The organism is Streptomyces sp. P3 (genome assembly GCF_003032475.1).
In the GTDB taxonomy this organism is placed as follows: Bacteria; Actinomycetota; Actinomycetes; order Streptomycetales; family Streptomycetaceae; genus Streptomyces.
On record NZ_CP028369.1, the window covers coordinates 9,205,225 to 9,229,922 of the forward strand.

General features: G+C 70.0%; 16 protein-coding genes and 2 pseudogenes. 10 read left to right on the forward strand and 8 right to left on the reverse strand.

Features of this window, described 5'->3' with window-relative positions:
• Positions 1-23: 23 nt before the first annotated feature.
• The gene (gene fabD, locus C6376_RS40835) at positions 24-3,257 is read left to right on the forward strand and encodes an ACP S-malonyltransferase (RefSeq protein ID WP_107448239.1); all 3,234 of its coding nucleotides are present in this window, start codon (positions 24-26) and stop codon (positions 3,255-3,257) included.
• Between the two features lie 747 nt (positions 3,258-4,004).
• Here fabD and C6376_RS40840 read toward each other — a convergent pair.
• From C6376_RS40840 to C6376_RS40850, 3 genes and pseudogenes are all read right to left on the reverse strand, one after another.
• On the reverse strand, positions 4,005-6,290 hold the full coding sequence (locus C6376_RS40840) for a tetratricopeptide repeat protein (protein ID WP_159083440.1): 2,286 nt from the start codon (positions 6,288-6,290) through the stop codon (positions 4,005-4,007).
• 77 nt (positions 6,291-6,367) lie between these two features.
• Positions 6,368-6,835 carry a hypothetical protein gene (locus C6376_RS40845; RefSeq protein ID WP_107448243.1) on the reverse strand — a complete coding sequence of 156 codons (468 nt, stop codon included), beginning with the start codon at positions 6,833-6,835 and terminating at the stop codon, positions 6,368-6,370.
• A gap of 516 nt (positions 6,836-7,351) precedes the next feature.
• Positions 7,352-7,762 (reverse strand): annotated as a pseudogene (locus C6376_RS40850) (XRE family transcriptional regulator); the annotation flags it as partial.
• Between the two features lie 505 nt (positions 7,763-8,267).
• Between C6376_RS40850 and C6376_RS40855 the strand changes: the two are divergent.
• Both C6376_RS40855 and C6376_RS40860 read left to right on the forward strand, forming a co-directional pair.
• Complete coding sequence (locus C6376_RS40855) at positions 8,268-10,277, forward strand: hypothetical protein (protein WP_107448245.1); 2,010 nt, start codon at positions 8,268-8,270, stop codon at positions 10,275-10,277.
• A 324-nt stretch (positions 10,278-10,601) separates the two neighbouring features.
• Positions 10,602-11,630, forward strand: a complete 1,029-nt coding sequence (locus tag C6376_RS40860; RefSeq protein ID WP_107448247.1) for a YaaC family protein — start codon at positions 10,602-10,604, stop codon at positions 11,628-11,630.
• Between the two features lie 323 nt (positions 11,631-11,953).
• On the opposite strand, the pseudogene C6376_RS40865 reads toward C6376_RS40860, so the two are convergent.
• A pseudogene (locus C6376_RS40865) lies at positions 11,954-12,783 on the reverse strand (IS5 family transposase).
• Between the two features lie 235 nt (positions 12,784-13,018).
• Here C6376_RS40865 and C6376_RS40870 point away from each other — a divergent pair.
• Positions 13,019-13,234 (forward strand): hypothetical protein, encoded by a 216-nt coding sequence (locus tag C6376_RS40870; protein ID WP_159083441.1) that lies wholly within the window; start codon positions 13,019-13,021, stop codon positions 13,232-13,234.
• Between the two features lie 1,051 nt (positions 13,235-14,285).
• On the opposite strand, the gene C6376_RS40875 is transcribed toward C6376_RS40870, so the two are convergent.
• Positions 14,286-15,326 carry a DUF4238 domain-containing protein gene (locus tag C6376_RS40875; RefSeq protein WP_107448250.1) on the reverse strand — a complete coding sequence of 347 codons (1,041 nt, stop codon included), beginning with the start codon at positions 15,324-15,326 and terminating at the stop codon, positions 14,286-14,288.
• 9 nt (positions 15,327-15,335) lie between these two features.
• A complete protein-coding gene (locus tag C6376_RS44630) occupies positions 15,336-16,820 on the reverse strand; it encodes a hypothetical protein (protein ID WP_173985823.1) in 1,485 nt (494 codons plus the stop codon).
• 218 nt (positions 16,821-17,038) lie between these two features.
• Between C6376_RS44630 and C6376_RS40885 the strand changes: the two genes are divergently transcribed.
• Positions 17,039-17,692, forward strand: coding sequence for a hypothetical protein (locus tag C6376_RS40885; protein WP_159083442.1), 654 nt, complete (start codon positions 17,039-17,041; stop codon positions 17,690-17,692).
• Positions 17,693-18,109: 417 nt separating this feature from the next.
• Entirely contained in the window at positions 18,110-19,057 is a 948-nt protein-coding gene (locus C6376_RS40890) for a DUF6602 domain-containing protein (protein WP_107448252.1), read from the forward strand.
• 390 nt (positions 19,058-19,447) lie between these two features.
• Here C6376_RS40890 and C6376_RS40895 read toward each other — a convergent pair whose 3' ends face one another.
• Positions 19,448-20,044, reverse strand: a complete 597-nt coding sequence (locus tag C6376_RS40895; RefSeq protein WP_107448253.1) for a hypothetical protein — start codon at positions 20,042-20,044, stop codon at positions 19,448-19,450.
• A gap of 161 nt (positions 20,045-20,205) precedes the next feature.
• Complete coding sequence (locus C6376_RS40900; protein ID WP_254076277.1) at positions 20,206-21,135, reverse strand: hypothetical protein; 930 nt, start codon at positions 21,133-21,135, stop codon at positions 20,206-20,208.
• 300 nt (positions 21,136-21,435) lie between these two features.
• On the opposite strand from C6376_RS40900, the gene C6376_RS40905 reads away from it, so the two are divergent.
• The 4 genes from C6376_RS40905 to C6376_RS40920 all read left to right on the forward strand — a co-directional run bounded on the left by C6376_RS40905 (position 21,436) and on the right by C6376_RS40920 (position 24,676).
• Complete coding sequence (locus C6376_RS40905) at positions 21,436-21,699, forward strand: helix-turn-helix transcriptional regulator (protein ID WP_107448255.1); 264 nt, start codon at positions 21,436-21,438, stop codon at positions 21,697-21,699.
• A 168-nt stretch (positions 21,700-21,867) separates the two neighbouring features.
• Positions 21,868-22,731 (forward strand): DUF6083 domain-containing protein, encoded by an 864-nt coding sequence (locus tag C6376_RS40910; protein WP_107448256.1) that lies wholly within the window; start codon positions 21,868-21,870, stop codon positions 22,729-22,731.
• Positions 22,728-23,210 carry a hypothetical protein gene (locus tag C6376_RS40915; protein WP_107448258.1) on the forward strand — a complete coding sequence of 161 codons (483 nt, stop codon included), beginning with the start codon at positions 22,728-22,730 and terminating at the stop codon, positions 23,208-23,210. Before C6376_RS40910 ends, C6376_RS40915 begins: the two co-directional genes overlap by 4 nt.
• A complete protein-coding gene (locus C6376_RS40920; RefSeq protein WP_107448259.1) occupies positions 23,207-24,676 on the forward strand; it encodes a UvrD-helicase domain-containing protein in 1,470 nt (489 codons plus the stop codon). The genes C6376_RS40915 and C6376_RS40920 overlap by 4 nt, the downstream gene beginning before the upstream one ends.
• Positions 24,677-24,698 lie beyond the last annotated feature (22 nt).

The following is a 24,698-nucleotide window of genomic DNA, read 5'->3' on the forward strand; positions in this document are numbered from 1 at the left end:
ATGACGATTCCGAGGAGGAGCAGATGACTCCCGCGCCCGCCGAGGGCCTTCCCGCCGTCTTCATGTTCTCCGGGCAGGGATCGCAGTACCACCAGATGGGCCGCGAGCTCTACGACGGCAACGAGGTGTTCCGCGAGACCCTGCGCGGCTACGACACGGTCGTCGCAGAGGAACTCGGCGAGTCCGTGCTGGACCGCGTCTTCGACCCGGCGCGGGCTCGCAGCGAACCCTTCACCGACACCCGTTTCACCAACCCGGCGATCGTCATGACGGAGCTGGCGCTGGCCAGGACCCTGCGGTCCTGTGGCATCGAGCCGGTCCACCTCCTTGGGTGCAGTCTGGGCGAGTACGCGGCGGCCGTCGAGGCGGGCAGTCTCGACGCCGCCGACTGCCTGCGGCTGCTGGTACGGCAGGCCGAGGCCCTGCGGCGCGGGCCGCGCGGCGGCATGCTCGCCGTGATCGCCGGCCCCGAAGCGCTGGACCGGGCGCCCGCCCTGCGGTCCTGCGACATCGCCGCCCGCAACTACCCCGGCCACTTCGTGGTCGCCGGCACCGAGGCCGACCTGGCCAGGGCCGAGACCGAACTGCTCGCCGCCAATGTGCCGCACCAACGCGTACCGGTCGAGTACGGCTTTCACTCCCGCCTCATGGACCACATCCAGGACGCGGCCGCCGCCGTCTTCGACGGAGTGCGGATGGCGCCGCCGCGTCTGCCCTGGCTGTCCTGCGTCGACGGGGGACCGGTCGAGCGGCCCGATCCGGACCACTTCTGGCGGGTCGTCCGCCGGCCGATCGACTTCGAACGGGCCATGGCGGCGCTCCGTGCCCGGGGAGACTTCCTCTACCTCGACCTCGGCCCCTCCGGCACCCTCCACAACTTCGTCCGCAACAGCCTTCCCCCGGGCACGCGTTCCCGCTCACTGCCGCTGCTCAACCCGTTCGGACACGACCCGGACGCACTGGCCAGGGCGCGGGAGCTGGCCGCCCCGGCGGCCCCACGGCCCACCGCCACCCCCACCGCCCAGAGGAGGGCACCCGCCATGAAGGTCTACGGATTCCCCGGACAGGGCTCGCAGCGGCGAGGGATGGGCCAGGGCCTGTTCGAGAAGTTCCCCGAGCACACCGCCACAGCCGACCGGGTGCTCGGCTACTCCATCGCCGACCTGTGCGCCACCGACCCGCAACGCCGCCTGGCCCGCACCGACTTCACCCAGCCCGCGCTCTACGTGGTGAACGCCCTGACCTACCTCGACCGGCTGGAGCGGGACCCGGCGCCGGCGGACTTCCTGGTGGGCCACAGCCTCGGCGAGTACGTCGCGCTGTTCGCCGCGGGCGTCTTCGACTTCGAGACGGGGCTGCGGATCGTGCGGCGCAGGGGTGAGCTGATGGCCGCGGCCACCGGCGGCACCATGGCCGCCGTCGTCGGCATCGGCGAGGCGACCGTCACCCGCGTCCTCGCCGACTCCGGGCTCGACGACGTGGACGTGGCCAACGACAACGCCCCGGACCAGCTGGTGCTCTCCGGGCCCACCGCCTCGATCGACGCGGCCTGCGCCGCCTTCGAGGCCGCCGGTGCCCGCGCGGTACGGCTCAACGTCAGCGCCCCCTTCCACTCCCGCTACATGCGCGGCGCGGCCGAGGAGTTCGCCCGCTTCCTCGACGGGTTCACGTTGCGTGCCCCTACCGTGCCGGTGCTGGCCAACGTGGACGCGCAGCCGTACCGTCCCGAAGCCGTCAAGGAGACCCTCACGGCCCAGATCGCCTCGCCGGTGCGCTGGACCGACACCGTGCGCCGGCTGATGGGGCAGGGCGACTTCGAGTTCGTGGAACTGGGCCCCGGCCAGGTGCTGACCAAGCTGGTCACCCGCATCCGGGACCACGCGGACCCGCTGCCGGCCAACTCCCTGCGAGACACGGCCCGCCAGGAGGCCACGGCGCATCCGCATACCGTTTCGGCTGTCTCCGTGCCCGAGCAGCCCGCGTTCCCCGCGCCCGATCCGGCCAGCCCCACCGTCGAGGCCGGCGATCTCGGCGCCCGCAGCTTCCGCGAGCGCTACGGGCTGAGCCAGGCCTACCTGCTGGGCTCGCTGTACGGCGGGATTTCCGGCCCGCAGATGCTGCGCGCGGCGCACAAGGCAGGGCTGCTGGGCTTCCTCGGGACCGGTGGCCTGCCCCTCGCCGAGGTGGAGACCATGCTGCGGGACCTCGGCCCGGGCGGCGGCTTCGGCGTCAACCTCCTCTATCGGCACGGCGCGCCGGACCAGGAGGACGCCCTGGTCGACGTACTCATGCGGTACGGCGTGGACCTCGTGGAAGCTTCGGGCTTCCCGCTGGTCACGCCCGCTCTCGTGCGGTTCAGGCTGAAGGGCGGCCGGATCCTCGCGAAGGTGTCCCGGACCGATGTGGCCGCCGAGTTCCTGGTCCCGCCGCCGCCCCGTATGGTGGCGCGTCTGCTCGCGGAGGGCAGGGTTAGCGAGGAGGAGGCTGAGGCGGCGGTCTCCCGGCCGATGGCGGACGACCTGTGCGTGGAGGCGGAGGGAGGCTGGCTGAGCGGCAACGCGGACCTGCTGGCCCTCCTCCCGGCGGTACTGCGGCTGCGGGACGCGCACGCGCTGCCCGGCCCGCGGGTGCACGTCGGCTGCGCCGGCGGCATCGGCACCCCTGAGGCGGCCGCGGCGGCGTTCCTCCTCGGCGCGGAGTTCGTGCTGACGGGATCGGTGAACCAGTGCACGGTGGAGGCGGCCACCAGTGCTGAAGTGAAGGAACTGCTGGTCAGGGCACGCGAGTACGACGTGGACAGCGCACCCTGGGGGGAGATGTTCGAGCTGGGCGTACGGGCGCGCTACCTCAAGCGCGGGCTGTTCTTCCCCGCCCGGGCGGCCCGCCTGCACGAACTGTGGCGTCGGCACGCCTCACTCGACGAGCTCGACGAGGCGACCAGGGGCCAGATCATGGACCGCTTCCTTGGCGGAGAGACGCCGGCCGCGGCGACGGCGGCCGACATCGACGCGAAGGCCCGGCTGACGGCCGTCCTGCGCGGCTACTTCGACCGCGGCTTCCGTCTCGCCGTGACCGGTGACTCCCGCTCCCAGGTCGACTACCTGGTCCACTGCGGACCGGCGATGGGCGCCTTCAACCAGGTGGTCGCCGGCACGAGCCTGCACCCCTGGCAGGCGCGAACCGTCGAGGCGGTGGCCGACACCCTGATGGAGGGCGCCGCGTCCCACATCGTCACCCGCCTCAACGCTTTCCGCTGACACAGTGGGCTCCCGGTGCCCCTCGGCACACCGGGAGCCCGCTCCGGTGCTTCGCCGCTCCGAACCTGATCACGTCTAGTCGATCTTCCGGCTCTGCACCGTCGCCCGCGGTGTGTCGCGACGACGCGCCCCCACGGCTGACTCCGCCATGCTCGGTTGTCCCGGAAGAGACCAGCTAGAGATGAGGGTCTGGCCTGCCATGGTCGGGGTGCCCGCGGACGTAGGGCACCGTCGTACGGGCAGCCGCGTGGCCTCCCGTGGGGAGCCGGGAGGCGCGGCGGGCCCCGCCGCCCACGGAACTGCAGGGCCCGGCGAGGGGAGTTCCTTCGCCGATGGGGCAGGAGGTGCGCCCTGCACACGCCATGCAGCACAAACAAGCCATAGCAATAGATACCGGCCGGGACTGATCGATCCGGCCGATGAGCCGGCTGACGCCCCGGCCCTGTACGACGCGTGGCGGCTGACGGCGTGGCCGGGGCGCAGGCTGAGCTGCGCGGGACCGGGCGCCCGCCGGCTGCTTGCGCGCGACGGCGAGGCCGGGCTGGCGGTGCTGCCCGGCCGGTCGGTCGTGATGTGCCGAAGCCCGATAGTTGGCACCAGAGAGGACGACTGAGCTGTGGCCCTCCCGGCGTCGAGGCACCGTAGTAGTCACCGAAACGGCACGCTGCTTGTCACCAATGGCAGGACCGGCAGAATCGTTGTCACCGACAGCTTCCGTGCCCGGCTGACGCTTCCCTGAGAAGCGCTTCAGACATCCTCCCCAGCGGACCGCGACTGCCCGCGCGCGAGGGTGTGGCACGTCACCAGGGTCTGGGGGTGTTCAGAGCCCAGGATGCGTGTCTGGTCGGCTAAGAGCTCGGTAAGCAGAACGACCGCCCGGGCCCGGTCGCCGACCGCACCCTTCCAGCGGGCGAGGGTGTGGCGTGTCGTGAGGGTCTGCGGGTGTTCGGGGCCCAGGATGCTGGTCTGGTCGGCCAAGAGCTCGGTGAGCAGGGGGATCGCCCGGCCCGGATCGCCGGCCTCGGCCTTCCAGTAGGCGAAGGCATGACGTGTGGCCAGTCGCAGCGGATCGAAGGCGGCGAGTAGGTCCCCCTGTTCGGCGAGCAATTCTTCTAACTCGCACGCCGCTCTGACCGGCTCCCCGGCCATACCCCGCCACCAGGCCAGGCCGTAGCGGGCGGACGGAGCGGGCGGCTCCCACTTGGGCAGCGCGCCCGGACTGCGGTCGGTCGCACCGCTGAGCGCCTCTATGCGGACTGCCATCTGCCGGTCCGCGGCTCTTTGCGCGAAGCGGACGGTGCGGCGGAGCGAGAAGGACCGGGTCCGGTAGGTATACGCGTCCAGACAGTCGGCCAGCAGTGCTTCGAAAGCCGCGACGGCCGCCGCCGGGTCTCCGCTTTCGCCCTGCGCCCGGGCCAGACCGTAACGCGTGGCGAACGTGCTCGGGTGGGCTCCCAGTACGTCCTCCTTGTCCGCCAGGAGCCGCTCGAAGGCTGTTGCCGCCCCTGCGGGGTCACCGGCCTCCATCTGCCACCACGCGATATTGTGGCGGACGAAGAGCTGCTCGATTCCCTTGCCTCGCTCGGTTCGCTTTGCTCCGACGGAGAGGCCGGCGAGGAGCCGCTCGAAGTGGTGCCGGGCCTCCGCAGCGTGTCCGGCCTCCCCCAGCCGCAGGCCGAGGCGGTAGTGGGAGCCGTCGATTCCCACTACCGCCGTCACGGGCATGTGTTCGGCCACCGCTTTGGCGTTGGCCTGCAGCGCCGCCATGAGCGTGTCGTCCCGCTCCTCGACCGGCCAGACGTATTCCACGGCCTCCGCAGCCGTTTCGGCATCGATCCGGACCAATAGACCGCCCAGCTCCCGCCCACCCGCACCGTCTTCGGCGTCCTGCATGTGGGCTTCCCTGGTCGCCCGCTGCACGAGGTGATGGACGCGCACCGTTTCATGGCGGGCACCGGGGACGAAGTCGACGAGACTAAGCCGGTGGAGGCAGCGTAGCGCGTCCGCCGCCTCCTGCTCCGTGACGACCCTGGGCACCTTCTTCCGGTCCCCGCGTTTGAGGATCATTGCTCTACGGGTGATCGCCAGTCTGTCGAGCACTGGTGGTGCGGTGAGGACCTCGGTCGGGATTCCGTTGGGATCCAGTACCGAGGCCAGCTCCAGCACGGGCCGGGCCAGCCCCTGTGGGCGCAGGGCGTTGGCACGCTCGATGGACAGGGACCACGTTGCGGCGATGATGTCGTGGTGGTCGTCGGGCAAGTTCCCGCGCTCTGGCACCACGCTGGCCAGCTCCCGGGTCCGGTCGGCCAGTCGGGTCCGGTACTCGGCACAGCTCAGGCCGAGATCGATCAGGTAGGTGACCGCCTGGGCCAGCGCCAGCGGGAGGTATCCGAGATCCTCGGCGAGGGCGGCGATCTGCGGCTCGTCGTCGCGCTGTGCCGAGGCGAGCTTGGCGGTCAGGTAGTCGACGGACTCCCCGGCGGAGAACAGGCCAATATCGATGCGGCGGCGCCCCGGCCCGCTCAGCGCGGCGTCGCGTCGGCGTGTGGTGACCAGGGCTCGGCCGTGGCGCCGCGCGGGTGGCCACAGGCCCTGGAGAGCGCCGGGATCGCCGAGGTCGTCCAAGACGACGAGCCATCTCCTCTCGGTCGTCTGCAGCCAGGTCAGGAGCCGGCGCACCGCCTCCTCGGGATCCGAGGGGTCCGCGTCGGCGACTTGGGTGCCCGCTCGTGCGTATGCCGCGGTGATCGCTTCTCGGCTGGTCGCGTTGATCCACATGAGCAGGTCCACCTCGCCCGCCTCCCACGCCGTGCGGGCGTAGTGCGCGGCGAGTTGCGTCTTGCCAACTCCGCCCATCCCGGAGAGCAACTGGCACACGACGGCGGTTCCGCCCTCGGCGACTGCCTGGTCCAGTAGGTCGGCGGCTTCCCGGTGCTGGAAGCAGTCCGCCTGGCCGGGGACGAGCCCGATCTGGCGCGGCCAGACTTCCCGTACCGGCGGCGCGTGGAATATGACAGTTCCGACGCTACCCACGGCCAGCCCACCGTGCTGAGCACTGATCGCCGTGTGCGCATTGAGCGACGGCACACCGAGACCGGGTGTGGTCGCCTCTACTCCACACCCGGCGGGGGAGGGTTTCCCATGTTCACCGTCCCGATGCGGACGGCGGCCACCGAGCTGTCGCCCGCCCGGACGCTCACGTTCCCGCCGACAGCCAGGCCGTCGTCCCCTGCCGAAACTCCGCCGGCAGGGCGGGCAAGTGAGGCCAGGTTCGTCAGCTGGTCGGCCACTTCCGCGCGCTCGTCAGCGTCCAGACGTCCCAGCAAGTCTTCGAACCGGTCTCGCCACACACCTTCGATACGGCTGCGCGCCCGCTCGGCGTCTTCGTCTTCGGCAGCGCTCAGCTCCGCCGCCGCACGGTCGGCTCTGGCGAGGACGAGCTCCGCGTCACCCTCGTTCTCCCGCCGGAGGATACCGCCGAGCCGCGTCCGCACGCTTTCCCAGACATCCGTACCGGCGGCCGCGGCCACCGCGGTCCCCGCGCTCGCGGCCAAGGCCATCAGCGTTTCGTCGAGCACCGTGTCTCCCCCAAGGCAGTGCGTCCATACGAGCGGTGACTCGCACGCGTCTGACAGGCAGCCAGCGTACGTTCACGGCCGTGCGATCGGAACGGCACCCGGGTCATCAAGGCGGGGCTGGGGCACGCCTACGGTTCGGTCGAGGACGTGCCCTGAATGCTGCGGGACCCGCACGGGCCGGAGAAGACTGCCGGGGCGGCCGGTGACCTGATGGTGTTGCACCACCAGGGAGGCAGCGTCTACTCCTCGGCTCCGGCCGCCCTGCCGTACGCGCTCGGGGCCGCGGCCGATCCGGCCATCGCTCGGCCGGCCGGACCTGCTGCCGCTGCTCAACGACCGGCTGACGGGTGTCACCGGCCCCCACTGCCCTCCGAGCTGCGCATCAGTAGAGACATTCCCCCAATCTGCCGTTTGTGATCGGCGAGGGTCGGCCGCGGTGACAACAACGTGCCTTGGTGACGACTATCGCGCTTCGGCTCAGCGGTCGGTGGACGGCGGCCGAGGGCGAGTCTGCGTTCAGTAGTCGAGGTCGAGGTAGTCGATGTCGTTGAGGGTGACGTCGGAGAGTCCGAGGGCGCGGTTGCCGCCGTCTTGGAAGTAGATGTCTTTCAGTCCTTCGGCGATGATCTGGCGCATCTGCTGGTCGCTGGCGCCGGTGCTGCGGGCGTCGAACAGGCGCTGCGCGTATGCCGGGGGGAGATGCACGGTCAGGCGGCGGAAGCGCCCGTCGTCGGTGGTGCCGACGGGTGCGGTGTACCCGAACCGGGCCCGTGTCTCCACCGTGATGCCCGTGGTGGCGGCGGCCTGCTTCCGGCGGCGTCTGCGTACCCGGGGCTGCCAGCGCCGGCGTACCGCGTCGTCGATCCGTTCGGCGATGGCCTGGGGCGGGTGCTTGCGTTCGCCTCTGCGATAGCGCTCCACCGACCGTTTGACAGTCTGCGGGGAAGTGTCAGCTGGGCATCGTCATCTGAATGTCAGTGGCGCAACCTCAGTGACCTGGTAGTTGGTGCTGACGGATGGTGCTCACCTGTTGCTGACATGGGTGACGAAAGACCAGGTCATTCTCGTGCCGACTGCTATAGCAGGTGCGGGGTTTGTGCTGGTCAGAGGTGCGAGACCTGTGGGGGAGCGTGGCACTGTCGCTGGCCGTGCGGGGTCTTGGCCGTGCGCGCCGCCAGAGTAACGGCCCTCTACGGGACTTGAGCCGAGACACGAGGCGTCTGCCTGGGACAGCAAGTCCGCGATGAGGGGCTGGAGGGGCCGAGTTCAGGGAAAGGCCCGCGCACCAGCGCTTCGTGGTGGTTGACGGGGTTCGCGTAGCGCTGTAGGTGGTCGGCGGGGTCGTCCTGGGGTGGCGAGCGGCGTGCGGGGTGCTGGTGGGACTCACCGCTTCAGGCCAAACCCGCACTGCCGATCGCACTAAGGTACGCACGTGCGCTACTCGGTGTGGGACAAGGAGATCAGGAGCAACTTTGACCGCAGGCAGCTGACGCGTCAGCAAAGGAGCTTCCTTGAAGGGCTCTTGCTCTGCCTCGAACCAGGCGCCTACCTCAGCGACCATGTCTCCACCGCTAACAGCACCGTTGTTGCCCTGACACGAGCGCACCAGGCCCTTGCCGGTCATGCCACAAGCGGACAGCCGCAACTCGGACTCCTCAGGCGGTGTCTGACCACGGCCGCCTCCACCGTGGCAGCGGGGCTCCCTGCGCACCAGGCCCTGGGCGGTGGGCACCAGGCGACGCAGGCCCACACGCTGCTTGCCTCGATCCCCGGCCTTCTCACCGGCGCGGCCGGCAAGGCCACGGCCGCCGCATACGCTCTGCGCGTCCAGGCTCACATCGCCCCTACGGCAGCCCACATCCGTACCTGGGTGACCTCCGTGTGGGACGGTCCAGTCCTTTCGCCCGACGTGCTGGCACGAGCCCGTGGAGAGGTCGCCGCGCTCATAGTCCTGGACGGACGAGATCCTCGCTCCCTGCACGTTGATCTGATCCGCAAGGGATCCAGAGCTGTTCAGGGCGCCGCTTCGATCACCGCAGTGCTGTGGCCGCCCTCGCGCACCTACCGCGTCGCAAGCCTTGTCCAAGGTGCCAGCCAACTCGAGCACCTGGACCAGCTCCTCCCGGGAGCACGGCAAAGCCCGCTCCACACCTCCCGCCCCGTCACCGTGGGGGCCCAAGAACTGACGGCCTGGGCTGCAGCCATCAAAGGGCCAGCAGTCATGGTCGACCTGCCTGTGGCCGCCGCCGATGCGGCGACCGCTGTCGTCAGGGCGCGGCGTCAGATCAGCGAAGCGCTCGACCAGTACGCCGCCGGTCAGCGGCTAGTCGACCTGACCCTTGGCCCCCGCAACATCACCGTCGACGACACCGGACGCCGAGAGCAGCACGACCTCACGAGTACCTCGGCGTCCATCGCCCGCCCACTCACCACCCACTGGCCCGTCTCCCTACGACCTGCCCTGCGCAGCGCACACCTGGCTGCCCGACTCGACGCTCCAATGGCCAGCTCCGCTCTCGCCTGGAGCGCCATCGATTCGTTGGACGTTGGCTCCACACAACTCGACCTCGTCGCAAAGGCCTGCGCCCTGCACTCCATCCGCCAGCTACTCATCGCCCTCTACCAGACGGTCACGAACTCGGCGCTCAACCACCTGCGCTCCGCGCAGATGCGGCTGGCCAACGACACAAGTGACCTGGCCAAGCTGGAACGGGCAGTGGGACGCACACAGACGCAGGACCAACCCGCAGCACGCGCAGCCCACACACAGCTGGCCGAGCAGGCCCGTCAGGCACGACAGCAGCTGGCCCCTCAGGAGCAGGCGGTGCGGTCGCTGGAACAGACCGTGACCTCGCACGCTGCTGTGGTGCGCCGCGTCCTGCTGAAAGACGGAGACAACGGCCATCCCCTCCGCCTCACAAGCTGGAAACTCGATGTCAACGGCTGGCTCGACGTCCTGCTGCCCGCACGGGCGAAGACGGGACAAGACGTACTCGATGCACAAGCGGCGATCGACGCTCTGGCCCGGCTGGCCGGCGGGTACGCCCAAGACACCCTGGCACTGTGGCGTGCTCGCCTGGCTGACCCCAAGCTCCTTTCCGACTGGCTCCAAGACCAGCAAGACGTTCTTCACGCACTGCTTGAGTGGCTCTACGCCACACGGAACAGCGCCATCCACCGAGGGCAGTTCACGGCCCCAGCGGACGCCATGACCGCACACGCCGCACGAGGAGTCGTCGACATGTTGCTGGAGTTCCTGGGCAACTGGCACAAGATCCAGTACTCCCAGGGCGCGGCAGAAAGCGAGGCCCTGAGCGTCATCCGCGATCTGGCCAACCGCAAGGACTCCCTGACTCACCACCTGGCCCAGGCGCCCTCGTGTCACCCGCTCAACCTCGAGTCCGTCACCGGACCGGGCGTCGACTGCTGGAACCGCCCGTAGCTCTTGCCTGTCAGGCGTTGATGTTGATGCGCAATCGGTTGTCAGGCCGCGAGTCCGTGCCACTCCACACGATCAGGCTGGCGCCCGGGAGTGCGCTGCCGCCTACTGGCGTACCCCCGCGCGCCGGCAAGCGGCCGCCGCAGCCGAGCCTGGCCGCGCTACCGATCCTGAAGTGATCTGTGCTGTCTCGACTTTCTGCTGAGCCTCTGGCCGGCTAGACATCTGTCATCCCGGCATGGGGCAGGGTCCGCTCGGGCCGCGCCTGCGTACGCGAGGGGGAAAATCGCCCGTGTTGCTGCCCGGCGGCCGGTAGCGTCCCGGGCCATGTACCTCGATGTGGACGCCGATGGGGCGTGGGAGCGGCTGCGGGCCAGCCGCTGGAATCCACCCGGCCGTGCCGGATCGGGATCCCGCCGCAAGACATATGCAGCGGCCCTGGAACAGGCCGAGCAGATGTTCCGGGCGGCCAAGGCCGTTGGACCTGCGACACGTCCCCTGCAGGTCTTCTACGGCCTCAGCCAGGCCGGGCGCGCCATCGCGGCCGCCGCGGTGACTCTCGGGGGCGAGGACTGGCGTCTCGTCACCCACGGGATCAAGGCCTCCGGGTTCGACAAGCCCTTTCCCGACATCGAGCTCCGCACCGACGCACCAGGCACCCATGGCAGCTTCGTCCGGGTCAGCCAGGTACTCGACTCACCGGTGTGGGAGAAGGACCCGGTGCGCCTTGAGGCCCTGTGGGATCTGCTGCCAGTGAATCTCACTTATCCGCTCACGAACCGGGAGCGGACCACCCCGCTCTTCGCCGCCGCGAGCAGCATCCACGACGAGGACCACTCGCTGCTGAGTGTTCCCGTGTGCGACATCCCCGACCGAGTCATCGACGCCGGCACCCGAGAGGCACTGGCCGACTTCCTCACCGCATACCCTGCCGTCGCCCAGCACGACAGCTACGTGACCATCCGCACTCTCAGCCTCGGGCCGGCGGCACCACCCGACTACACGCGCTACGACCACGGCGGCGGCGAACTGGTGGTCAACTGGGCGATGCCCCAGGGGTCGGCAACCGCAGCAGAACGCCGCAAGCACCTGCGGGCCATGACCCGTGGTTATGTGGGCTTGCGGTTCTTCCTGCCCGTCCTCTCCTCGCTGAAGCGGGAGCTGCATCCGCTGATGGCCTGGTGGGCTGTGCTGTACGCCCTGTCGATGCTTGCCCGCTACGAACCCGCGAGCTGGGTGACCAACATCAGCGTCGACAACAGCGAGCACGCGGTCCCGATCGAGCGGCTCCTGGAGCGCGCCCTCACCCATCTGCCGGTCCTGATCGCGGACACCATCGCCGAGGTGAGCACTTGACCGCGCGGTGAGTGCGCAGGCGGCGCCTCTCCCTTCCGCTCCGTGCCGCATTCGAGCACCTCCGGGAACCCCTGTTTGCCGTGCACGGAAGCACGGAAGGTGGCAGTTTGCCCTCGCGTCATCCAGGCCGAGTTCACCGCGCGTACGGTCGGAGTCCGAAGCGGAGCGGCCGAAACCGCCCGGCAGGCCCAGCGCGGACCAGTGTGCCCAAGTCCTGGCCAACTGCCCTGACCTGCACATCTATTGACGCTCCCTCAACTCGCAATGTGAGGTGTATCACGTACCGGCGTGGCGGGTGGGGTCCTAGGAGCTGTCTTCAAATGTCACGCCCACATCAGGAGCGAGGCGAGGGTGACGGCTGCCTGGTAGGACTCGGCGGTCTTGTCGTAGCGGGTCGCGATGCCGCGCCACTGCTTGAGGCGGTTGAAGCACCGTTCCACGACGTTGCGCCGCTTGTAGAGCTGTTTGTCGAAGGCCGGCGGGCGCCCGCCTCGGCTGCCGCGCCGCAGCCGGTTGCGGATCTGGTCGGCCCGCTCGGGGATGGTGTGAGCGATGCCGCGGCGTCGCAGCCAGGTGCGTATCGCGCGGGAGCTGTAGCCCTTGTCGCCCAGCACATGAGCGGGCCGCACCCGCGGCCGTCCCGGACCGAGGCGGGGCACCCGGATTGCCTCCATCACGGTGGTGAACTGGGTGCAGTCGTTGGTGTTGCCGCCCGTGAGCACGAAGGCGAGCGGACGCCCGAAGGCATCGCAGGCCAGGTGTATTTTGCTGGTCAGGCCGCCCCGGGAGCGTCCGAGCGCGGGGCTGCGGCGCCCCCTTTTCGGGCCCCGGCGGCATGCTGGTGGGCGCGTACGACGGTGGAGTCGACCGACACCAGCCAGTCGATCTCTCCCGCCGCGTCCGCCCGGGCCTGGGCGGCCTGGAGCATCCGCTCGAAGGTGCCGTCCAGGGCCCACCGTCGAAAGCGGGTGTGCAGTGTGTGCCAGGGGCCGTACCGCTCGGGCACGTCCCGCCAGGCGGTGCCGGTCCGGAACTTCCACACGATCCCGTTGAGCACGGTGCGGTCGTCCAACCGCTTCCGCCCACGCAAGGACTCGGGCAGCAGCGGACGGAGGAACTCCCACTCCTCATCGGACAGTTCATGGCGACGTATCACCCGACCATGATCCACCACTCAAGATCAATTGAAGACACGACCTAGGGGGTGGGGGTGGGTAGGTTCGCCCCCAACCACTGGGTGGGGGCGAACCTACCCACCCCCACCCCCTTAGAGGGCTCCGCGACCTGCCGGAACGCAGTTTGCGATCTTGTTTTCCCTGTCGTGATTCTTGAGCCGTGCCGAGGCGCCCGGCGCACCCACATCACGACAACGGGAGGAAGACTCCACCGTGTTGACGCATCTCGCGGACCTCGCCCAGATCGTTCCCGCCCTGCTCGGGTTCCTCTGGCTCGTCGCTCTCGCGTCCAATCCGATCGCCCCCTGCGGCCCGTCCGCCAAGGACCCGGCGAAGACCATCACCGACCACCTGCGCGCCATGGCCAACCACGCCCGGGCGGTGGCCGTGCTGCTCGCTCGCAAGTCCGGCGCGGGGGGCGACAAGTAGATCACGCCCCGGCGGCAGGAGCCGTCCGCCGGGGCATCTCGCATGGGGTTCCACGGATGCGATTCGCAGGCCAGGCGCACCGCGCCAAGGAGCACCGCCCGACGATGGTGCGGCCCTCTACGGCCCCGACGCCGACGGTGACTTGCTCCCGTCGTGGTGAGGTGGCGGGCCTGCCCCGCCACCCGGCAGCATGAAATCCGGTCGGCCGATGTCAGTGGGACCCCGCATCCTGGAGGCACAACTGACGACGAAGGATCCCTGAACGACCATGACCGGACTGACACCGCGAACGTCGAGCGGACGACGTTGTCCCCGACGCGACTGCCCGACCGGTCGGAGGCGTTGATGGCCGACGGTCGGCCGAGCACGGTGCAGTTCCGGGGCGCCGCACGCGGACGTCCAGCGGGAACGGTGTCACCGATCTGATGCAAGACCATGGCCCAGCGGAATCCGAGGAGGGGATTGCGTCACCTCAGTGGCCGCATTGCTTCGGTGCCCCACGGACCGGGCGAGGCGAGGACGCACCCTTGAGAAGAAGCGTGACACGCTCAGAGCGCTCCTGTGTCGCATCGTCTTGAACTTGGCCCCCGGACTACGGTGACTGAGCGATTTCAGCGTTGTCTCCCCAGGGTGAGGACTGCTCTGGCTGCTGGCGTGGGGCGGTTGGGCTCCAGCGGGCGTGCGCATGTCCCAGCCGGATGCCCGGCGGCACCGGCCACGATGAGGCCCGGCGGCGGAAGCACGCGGACGCGGGCGAACTCGGCGTGCAGCTGGATCAGTTCGTGTTCGGCCACGAGGCCAGGGGCGGTCGCTCCCTCCGCCGGGGACAAGGAGCGACGGCCGATCCCGGCAGCCATCGCCCCCGATCCCGCCGGCACGGACCCACCCGTTGGCGCTGTTGCCGCAAACGGTCGTCAGGCCGTCGGGGCCGCGCCACTCCGCACGATTCCACTGGCGCCGGGAGGGCGCTGCCGCTTGCGGGCAACGACTGACTCGCCCGGCGAGGGCCGGCTTCGGGTGTGAGGGTCTGGTCCCTGAACTGTCCCACGGACTAGCTGTCTTGCCGTGCTGGAGGCTGGTGTGCGGGTGTGTGGCTGAGTTGTTCCAGGATGGCGCGCAGCTCGCTGTGCCGGATCTCGGGGTGAGACGGTGGGCGGCCGGACTGCTGCTGTGCGGGGGCGGCCGACAGGTGCGGTGGCCGGACCTGCAGCGGGGTGTGGGCGAGCCGCAGGCGGGCGGGCCAGGGCATGGAAGGCAGCCGGTAGACGGCGTCCTGGCACCAGGCTGCCGCCCCGGCGTTGGCCTTGGCGGCGATCTTGCGGGTGAGGCCCTGGTGGGGGCGGTAGTGAGCGCGGGGCGTGGAGATCAGTAGGCAGGTCGGTGACAGCGGTGCGAACACCTCAACTGCTCCTGGGAGCAGCGGGGGAGTGAAGGAGAAGGTGCCGTCCTTGTGGCGCAGAGCGACGCCGCTGTCGGGGAGCAGCAGCAGCGGTTCGGCCGAGTGCAGCAGCATCAGCCGCCGGCCCGGGGCTGCGAGGACATCCCGGGTGCGTTCGAACGCCCGGATCGAAGCACGCAGTGGCGAACGCGGGTCATCCACCACCGAGGGATCGGGAGCCGTGCGCAGGGCCGCCCAGAACACCTCCATCCGTTCTGCCTCCGACAGCGGCCGCCCTATCCGTTCCGCGAAGTAGTCGACCGCTTCCGCCGCCCACGCAGCCGGGAACACATGCCGGCCGACCTGGGTATCGAAGGACCGGAACGCCTGGGTGCGGACCACCTGCCAGGCCAGCGAGTCCACGACCAGCGCCTCCCTTGCCTGCTCCAGTGGCCACTGCCCCTCACGCAGGGCACGCAGAACCGGCGCGGACGGGTTGTCGACGTGGCGGTCCAGATACGTCTCCAGCGCTGTCCCCTGCTCGCCCTCGGTGAGGGGGTCGGTGTTGAAGTGCCGTGCCACCGCTGCCCGCCGCACAGGGGTGCGATGCTCCGCGCCGCTGCGCCACCGGCCGAGGACGTGCCCGTCCTCGGCGAAGGCCCGCAGCAAGTATTTCGGCACCAGGTGGTGGTCCTTGGCCGTGTTCGCTCCCACCCCGCCTCCTTACAGGGCCGGAGCGGCGGGTTCGGACGGCGCCTGCTCGGCCGTGGCATGGCGCCAGGGGTAGCTGTCCCAGCCGGCGTCCAGCACGGTGTTGCGGTGGTGGGTGTGTCCCGGCAGGGCCTCACGCAGGGCGTAGGTGGAGCGCTGGGGGTCGGCGGCCCGCTCCAGCAGCAGCTGGCCGACGGGGGCGTCGGTGATGGTGACCATGTTCTCCAGCTCGCTGATGCTGGACACCGTGACGGGCACTGTCGTGTCCGGCAACTGGGGTCGCTGCATGGGGGCGTTGACGATGTGGAACGGCTCCATCGTCACGACCAGCCCGTGCACGGGCCGGTCGGTGGGCACCTCGGCGAATTCCTTCTGCCCGCTCGCGATCAGGCCGGCGGTGTGGTCGATCTGCTCGTAGGCCCGGCCGAGCATCCGGTTCACCTCCTTCACCCGCTTGTCCGTGGCCAGGCGCAGGTGCCAGGTGGGCCGCACGGACTTCACCTCCACCAGCAGCACGAGCTCGGCGGTGACGACGATCCAGTCGACGCTGCGGGCCTTGTTCCGGCCGTAGACGATCTCCGGCCGGACCGTCGCGTCGGGCAGCAGGCCCAGCTGGCGGCCGACGTAGGCCTCGAACAGATCACCCAGGTCCTGCGCGAAGGCGTCGCCGAAGCGGGCGACGCCGGTGTAGTAGATGCCCAGCGGGCTCGCCTTGGACGCGATCAGCTGGCCGACCGGTGCGAGGAGACCCGGGCCGTATCCCTTCACCAGGGGCTTGGCACGCAGGGGGTTGAACTCATAGCGGCGCAGCAGTGGATCGGTGGTCATCCGGGCCCGCTCGTTGTCCTGCCGGAAGGCTGCCGCATCGGTCACGAAGTGCTCCTCGGTCACCGACAGGATGGTCGTGGCCGGGATCTCCGCGCAGATCCGCTCTGCACCGGGCGCCTCCAGCGAGTCCGGGTCGAACCGGCCGCCGCAGCTGATCGCGGATGCCCACAGCAACTGGGCGATGCCGGCGTAGTGCGACAGGCTCGTACCCAGCAGCTCCTCCTCCCAGCCCGGACGCAGACACTGCGCCTGGCGCGTCCCTGCCGTCTGCGTGAGCATCGCCGCGGTCCGCGCCAAGTCCTGGTACACCGGCTCCTGATAGGTCATCTGCTCCCCGGAGGCGCGCAGCAGCCACCGGCCCAGAGCGTCCTCGTCGGTGTCGTGCAGAAAGTGGTCCTCCAGCCGCACGTACATGTCCAAGATCTGCCGCAGGTCCGCATCGCTCGCGTCCTTGCGGTACTCGTTCCCGCACGCCAGCGATACCCGTGCGGCATCGGCCAGCGCCCAGGGCGTGTACGTGCGGGACGGGCTGGTCAGCCACGACGACTCCAGTGAATGGGACGCCGATGCCTGTGCGATCAGCGGCAGCAGGGCGCTGGGTCGGTGCCGTCGTACCCGCGCCACATACTCCCGATCCCGAACCGCCCTGCTGCCTGGTGCCCACGTCATGCACTCAAGGATCTCGTGCCGGTGCCTGTACTGTCCTGCCCATTTCAGCCCGGGCCCCAGCAACCAGCACCAGCGCCCGCCACCGGTATGCCCTGCACAGCTCACGAGACGACCCCAGGGGTTCGGCAGCGGCTCGCGGGACAAGACGGGCACAAGAACCTCCCACCGCCCTCTGGGCGTCAGCCGACCAGGTTGTGCAGCCCACCATGCAAGCTCCGGTGGCGAACAGACCAGCAAGAACAGCCTCGGGGCACGACTTCTTGGCGAAGAAGGTGATCACTCCCACGCCGACGCCGATGACCGCGGCCATGAAAAGGATCACCGCAGTGCGCAACGACAAGAGCGCCGGCCTCGCCGTGTCAGCCGGCGCCGGCCTCGACACCCTCGCCCTGTACATCCCGCCCGACCTCGACCCCCAACAGCTCGAGACCGAAACCCTCGGCCTGGGCATCCCCTACATCCCCCGCCCCGTCGCCCAGGCCGTGGTCGCCGTCGACCACAAGATCGGCCGTGACATGGGGCGGCGCCTGCTGGCCTTCGTCCGCCAGGTCTACCGCTACCTGCACCACGACATCGGTGAGCGCATCCGCGCCGAGGTCCGCACCGAACTGCACCGCCCCGGGCCCCGACTGGTCATCGCGCACTCCCTGGGCAGCGTCATCGCCTTCGACATGCTCACCCGCGACGACACCGGCCCCGGCCCCGACGGCCTGACCGCCCTCGTCACCTGCGGATCCCCCCTGGCCTGGCCCACCATCCGTCATTCACTGGGACAGGACGGCTCCCTTCAACTCAACTGCCCGACGGCATCGACTGGTGGAACCTTCACGCCGCCGGTGACCTTGTTGCCCAGAGCGGACTGGCGGCCGTAGCTCCGGCCGTCCGCGACGAACCCGTCCGCAACGGCCCTCAGCAACCCGCACAATGCCCTGCGCTACCTCGAGCAGCAGCCACTCGCCGACCTCATCGTCAAAACCAGCGCCGTGTGAGCCCGAACCACCGCCCCAGCAGTCCAACGGGCCCAGTGGGCGGGCAAATCACCACAGCGATGCATGTCCAGCTCCACGCCGGATGACAGCTGCAGCCGGACACAACTGCGCCCCGGTGTTGCAGCGCTGAAGTGGCGCGGCACAAACACTGTCCAGCGCTGACGCAGACTCCGCTGGTTCCCCCGGCTTCCGTGTCACCGGCTCATCCGGCGGCCGCCGGATGCAGGCGACAGCATCAGCAGGGCCGACCTGGCTTGAGGCGGCTACGCTGCTGTCTCTTTGAGCAAGCGAGAGTGAGCGGTGGAAGACGACGACCTGGATTCCCTGGTGGAATCCTGGCAGCCCAAGCAGACCAGCGACGTGATGCGACGTGCCTTCGCCGAGCGCTGCCGGTGGGTCGAGACCATGCTCCAGGTCCGCGCCGAGGCCGAGATCCGGATGAGGGCTGCCAACTATTCGTCGGGACCGGCCATCGAAGCGATCTTCCGGGAAGAACTCGGCAGGATCCTGCCCCGGCGCTACCAGGTGACCTGCGGAACCTTGTCCGACGGCTCGGGCAACACAGCAGGAGACTGCGACGTTGTCGTCTTCAATGACACCTGGTTCCCGACCGTCAAGCAGCGCGCCACGGCGGACGACCGGCAGCACGTCATGCCGATCGAGGGCGCCTACGCCGTCATTGAGGTGAAGCAGACACTCACCCAGCGCTCCCTGGACGAGGCGCTGGGAAAACTCGTCACCTGTCACAGGCTTGATCGCCCGCTCATGCCGGTGGGCCGTATGGTGGAGAACCGGAGTTTCGGAGGCGGCGGCAACCGAATCGGCAACCCCCTGTTCTCCGCGATCGTTGCCACCCGGCGCGACCCCGGCACACCGCTGAGCGACCTCGTCGAACGCTTCCTGGCCGTCAACCGGCGCCTGAACCGCCTGGAGATGGTGCACTGCCTGTGCATCCTGGGCGAAGTCTGCTACCTCTGGGGATGGGTCCCCCAGGGCAGCAGCGAAGCCAATGTCGCCACCTTCTTCGGTCCCGAGGACCTGCAACAGCCGCTCATGCTCATCGAGGGCACACCCGACCGGGCGGAGTCGCCCCTGGGCGTTCTCGTCTCCCGCCTGTTCGCCCACGTGACCAATTCAGTGCTGGGAGAGGTCCAGGACATCCCGTGGGCGTACGGGATCGGTCATGCCCTGCAGCCCTACCAGTTCGGCAGGTTCCAGACCCCGCCCGCGCAGAGCCCCGGGCCGTGACTGCCGCCCCTGCCCGAGGGCGGCACTGCGGGCCGCGGTGCTGCGGCGCGGCACAGCCCGATCCTCGGCGTGACTTCCAGGGCCTGTACGCCCCCAGGGGCGGGTGGCAGGCGCGGCCGTAGTGCAGGAGCCATCCCTTCGTGGGCGGGGTTGGTCAAGGACGCCGGCGAGTCCGATGACGGGATCGGTGAGGGCGGCACGAAGGTCTTGCCAAGTTGCCACAGACGCTGGCTCGTTCGCGCGCATCATCATGTCGGCCTGCACACAAGGGAGCCGCTCCTCGCAGGCCCCCCGGCGCATCGCTGCTTCGTCGGCTTCCCTTGCATTCCGTGCAGGAGACTGCGGCATAAAAGGGGCCAGGCGGCAGGGGAGTGGCATCGATGGCCCGGCTCAAGGGTTGGCCGGTTCGGGCTGGCTTTCGCTCTGGGCGGCGGGTGCCGACTGCGCCGTGTCGGGCGCCGTGTAGAAGACGGAGGAACCCTGTTTGGTGCGCTGGGCCTGGCTCTTGGCCACGAGCCCTTCGAGCGTGGTGCGCACGACGGTGGTCTTGACGGTGCGCTGGGGGTGTTGCTGTCCCAGTGCGGTGGTGATCTCGGCAGCGGATCGGGGTTCGCTCTGGCCCGCCAGGTGTTCGCGCACGAGGTCGACGAGCGTGGACGATGTTGACGGTGCGGCCGCCGTCTTCGCGGCCCTCTTGCCGGTCCGCTTCCCGGCCGCGGGCGCTTTCTTGGCCGTGCCCGCTGCGTCTGCTGCCTTCTTGCGGGTCTTCGGCACGGTCGCGACGGGTTCAGGGGCGGCGGTCGTCGCGGGGATGCCGAGGGCCTGCTGGATGTTCACCAGGACGGTGTGGTCGTGCCGCAGGGCGGCCAACTGCGCCTGCAGCGCTTCGATTTCACCGTCGAGGCGGTCTTGCTCCTTGAGGTTGCGGTCAAGGTCGCCGGCCACCTGCGCGCTGTACTGCGAGGTCAGTTCGGTGGTTTCGGACATGGCGCTCACACCCTTTCTGGGCGCCGCGGTCAGATGAGTGCGCGGCGTCTGCGAATCCAACGTGTGCAGTAGCAGTTACTGCCGCACAGTCTGCGCAGTGATACTACGCACGGCACCTGCACCGTTCTCGGTTGTCTGCTGGGACGGAGCAGACTCAGTCCTCAGTGCGCAGAGGTCCTGGCGGAGCCGAGGGGCGGGTGGTGATGTGATGCCGGCTGCCAGTGCACTTCGTCGGTGTCCCGCTGATGGTGCCAGGCCGACAGGGTGCGGCCGGCGACCAGCCGGTCGAGAAGTTCTGTGGTCTGCTGGGGAGAGTGTCCACACAGGCGGGCAAGGACGTCCAAGTCGGCGCTGTGGCGGTCCCGGACGGGGGTGTGAGCAGCCAGCACGAGCGCGGTCAGGCGCACGGCCGGCGGTGCGGTGGCCGGCGCCGCCATCGGGTCGGGGTGCAGGGCCCAGTGGGCGGCGTGGCAGCGTGTGCGGCGGCCGGGAGCGTGGTCCAGGAGTGTGGCATCCCGCAGGTGCACCTGAACCGGCGCCGATCTGAGGTCGGGCAGATGAAGCCAGTGGGCCTGGGCCAGCTCCTGCCACAGTTCTGTGTGCCCGCGCAGCCGCATGGCCCGCAGGAGGCCGTGCGGCACTAGCAGGCGACCGTGGGCGTCGGCGCGCAGGGCGCATTGCAGGGCGAGAAGGCGGGCGCCGGGGGAGGAGAACCTGGGCAGTGCGGTGGCCAGGTAGGTGAGCATCTCCCGTACGCGCAGCCGCTCATCGGATGCAGGGGGCCTCCTCGAGGGTGTGGGGGCCGGCGGGCAGCTGGAAGGCCGCGGCCGGCGGGGGAGGAGGGTCGTGTCCGGCACGATGGCGGTGTGGCTGGTGGCGGCCGCGCAGGCGGCGCAGGCGTCGGCCAGCCGCCAGGTGCGGCCGCTGCGGTCGCGGGTGAGAGCGAGCAGAACGGGGCCGGCGCAGCCGCGGTGACGCGGATGCCACGAGCACCCGCGCTCCCGGCACTGGCAGATCCGCAGGTGTCCCGGCAGCACATCGGTGCTGGCATGGCAGGCCAGATGCGACAGGGCGGCGGACCGCGCGGACACCGTCCCCACAGGCGCCGCTTGTTGGGTACAGCGCGTACAGACAAGACGTGGCGCACCTGTCCGGGAGTGCAGTTGCACCGTCCAGATACGCCGCACCGCGACGTGCCCACCGGCAAGCCTCATCGGCGGGTTGCCCTCCTGTCGTTCACTGCCGCCGTGGTCGGTGCGTGCCGGCGAAGGGCACCTGGACGGACACACGGACGGGCAGATTCCCAAATCGTAAACGGCACCCTCTCGCACAAACCGAAAGTGCAGAAATTCGCACTGACATCGCGGGGGACGGGACCGTCGGATAGTCGGGTGCCGATCTTGCAGCCCGAGCCCGACCTCACCGCCCTGCGCGTCACACTGGCGCGTCTGAGGAACGACCGCGGCTGGACCTTCGACGAACTCGCCGCCCGCACCGGCCTGGCCCGGCGCACCGTCATCGACCTCGAACACGGCCGCGGCGCCGGCAACATCACCACCTGGCACGCTCTCGCGCACGCCTTCGACGTCCCCATCGGGGAACTCCTCGGCGCCCTCTGCGACAACCACACCCCGCCTGGCACGCAGGACGCCTGACCCCGCACCCCTCACCGACCAGGGCACCGTAAAATCACCCGAACGGCGAACCGTGCTAGAACACGTGACAGCATGTCAGTTCACCTGTTCGAGCAGGTGGGGCCGTCCGGGGGACACCACAGCCACCACAGGCCCCGCCGGTGAATGCCGCCTGGCACGGTGCCTGCCATGTGCCCCAACCACACCCCCACCAGCCGCCACTGGGACGGCAGCCCCCACACCATCCCTCCGCGCCGCTCCCTCCATGTGGCCCCGCACAGCCCCAGCCGCCTGCTGCGGCACGGCCAAAGCGGCATCTGTCGCAGATGCGGCCACCGCATCGACATCTACCCGCGGCCCGACCAGCGGCCCATCGCCCTGCACCCCGCCGAACTCACCACCCAGAGCGTCCTGGCGGCCTCTCGCTGGCACCTGAGCAGCGGCATCGCCCACCCCCACGACGACGGCAGCGACTGGTGCCGCATCCCCCACGCCGCCCTCTGCCCGGCCCGCACCCCCCACTGCCAGGCCAGCCCACACCTCGACGCGCTGCGCCGCCACCTCGCCGTCCGCACCCGTCGCCTGATCGACACCGGCCACCTCACCCCCACCACACTGGCCCCCGACACCCTGCCCGCCGCCACCGACCACCCCACCCCCCGGCCGGTCGTGAACATGCTGCTGGGCCGCTACCTCGCCGACGGCCCACTCCAGCACATCCGCTGCGTGGCCCAGACCCGCCACCGGCAGCGATGCCCCCAGCCCGTCCTGAACCCCGCCAGCCCGGCCGGAACCTGGAGACTGCTGCCCACCGGCCCGCACCGTCGCCAACTGCCCCTTACCGCCACCCTGATGGCCGTCTACGACCTCGGCTCCCTGCCCCACACCGAACAGCGACGCTGGCGCACCCAACACTGCCCCGCCCATGCCGCCCTCACCGCAGCCGCCGACCTCACCGTGACCACCTGGCAGATCTTCGACCCGCTCCGGCACACCGCCCACATCCACGCCCGCCTGCCCCACCCCACGGCCAGCCGGCGCCGGCAGGGATGACCATGCCGCACCACGCCCTGGAGATCACCCTCACCCGCCCCCTCTCCCCGACAGCCCTGCACCGCGCCGCCCGCGTCCTCCCGCTCGCGGCCAACCACGACGCCACCCGCCTCATGGCCCTCATGCCCGCCAAGACCCCCAGCCGGGCCCTGCACCGGTTGCGCCACCGCCTCGAGGCACGGCTGCCCATCGACGTGATCACCACGCACTACCCGGACACCGACCACACCGTGCTGCTCAACGTGGCCTTCCCCCCGGCCGTCCACGCCGCCCTCAAGACCCAGGCCCAACACGCAGCCCAGACACCCGAGCGCTTCCTGGAACTGGCCGTCCGCCGCGACCTGGCCCAACACGCCGACCAGGAGACCGACCGCCTCGACCGCGCCGTACGCCGGCTCCTCGCCCACACCAACCCCGCCTACTTGCTGTCCGCCGTCGGCCAGGCGCTCACCCGACTCCCCGAAAGCCCCGCCCCATGAAACCCACCGACGAACAAACCGCAGCCGCCGACGCCTTCCATGCCGGGGACCACCTCGCCCTGCAGGCGGGCGCCGGCACCGGCAAGACCACCACCCTGGCCCTGCTCGCCCACAGCACCACCCGCCGCGGCCGCTACTTCGCCTACAACCGGGCCATCGCCCAGGACGCACGCGCACGCTTCCCTGCCACCGTCCAGTGCAAGACCGCCCACGCCCTCGCCTACGCCGCCGTCGGCCACCAATACAGCCGCCGCCTGAACGCTCCCCGCCGCCCGGCGTGGCAGACCGGCCAAGCACTCGGCCTCACCAAGAACATCCGCATCGGCGAACGCGACGTGACACAGAAAGCCCTCGCCAATGCCACCCTGCGCACCGTCACCCGCTTCTGCCACACTGCGGACGAGGCCATCACCCGCCACCACGTGCCCCGTCTACGTGGCCTGGAAGACACAGACCTCCACGCCGAACTCGTCAGCCACATCGTGCCGTTCGCTCAAAAAGCCTGGGCCGACCTGCAGCACCCCGACGACGGTTCGGTCCGATTCGACCACGACCACTACCTGAAAATGTGGGCACTCACCCGGCCCCGCATCGACGCCCACTTCCTGCTCCTGGACGAGGCACAGGACACCAACCCCGTCGTCGAACAGATCTTCCTCGCCCAGCGCGACCACACCCAGCTGGTCATGGTCGGCGACTCCGCCCAGGCCATCTACCAGTGGCGGGGCGCCAAAGACGTCATGACCGGCTTCGACGGCACCCAGCTGGCCCTGTCCCAGTCCTTCCGCTTCGGCCCCGACCTTGCCGCGGAGGCAAACCGCTGGCTGCGCCTCGCCGACGCCCCCATCCGCCTCACCGGCACCCCCACCGTGCCCACCGAACTCGGCCCCGTCACCCAGCCGGACGCCGTGCTGTGCCGCACCAACGTCGGCGCCATGGCCCAGGTCATGACCCTCATGGCGGCGGGCAAACGGGTCGCCCTGGCAGGGGGAGGAGACAGCCTCCAGGCCCTGGCTCTCGCGGCCCGCGACCTGAAAGAAGGCCGCCGCACCCATCACCCCGAACTGATCCTCTTCCCCTGCTGGGGAGACTTGCAGGACTACGCCGCACACGATCCGGCCGGCCGCGACGTGCAGCCGCTCGTCCACCTCGTCGACACCCACGGCACCGACGCCATCCTCACAGCAGTCGCCCACCTCACCCCCGAACCGCACGCCCAGGTCACCGTCTCAACCGCCCACAAGGCCAAAGGGCGCGAATGGCCCCGCGTGCTCATCGCGGACGACTTCGCGCGCGCCCACGACAACAACGCCAGCGACCAGGCAGACAACACACCACCACCTGACCCCATCGATGACGCCGAAGCCCGCCTGGCCTACGTGGCCGTCACCCGCACCCGTCAGCGCCTCGACCTGGGCGGGCTGTCCTGGATCCACGACCACCCCGACGGCACCCCGCCCCGTTAGAGACCAAGGAAGCACACCGGGC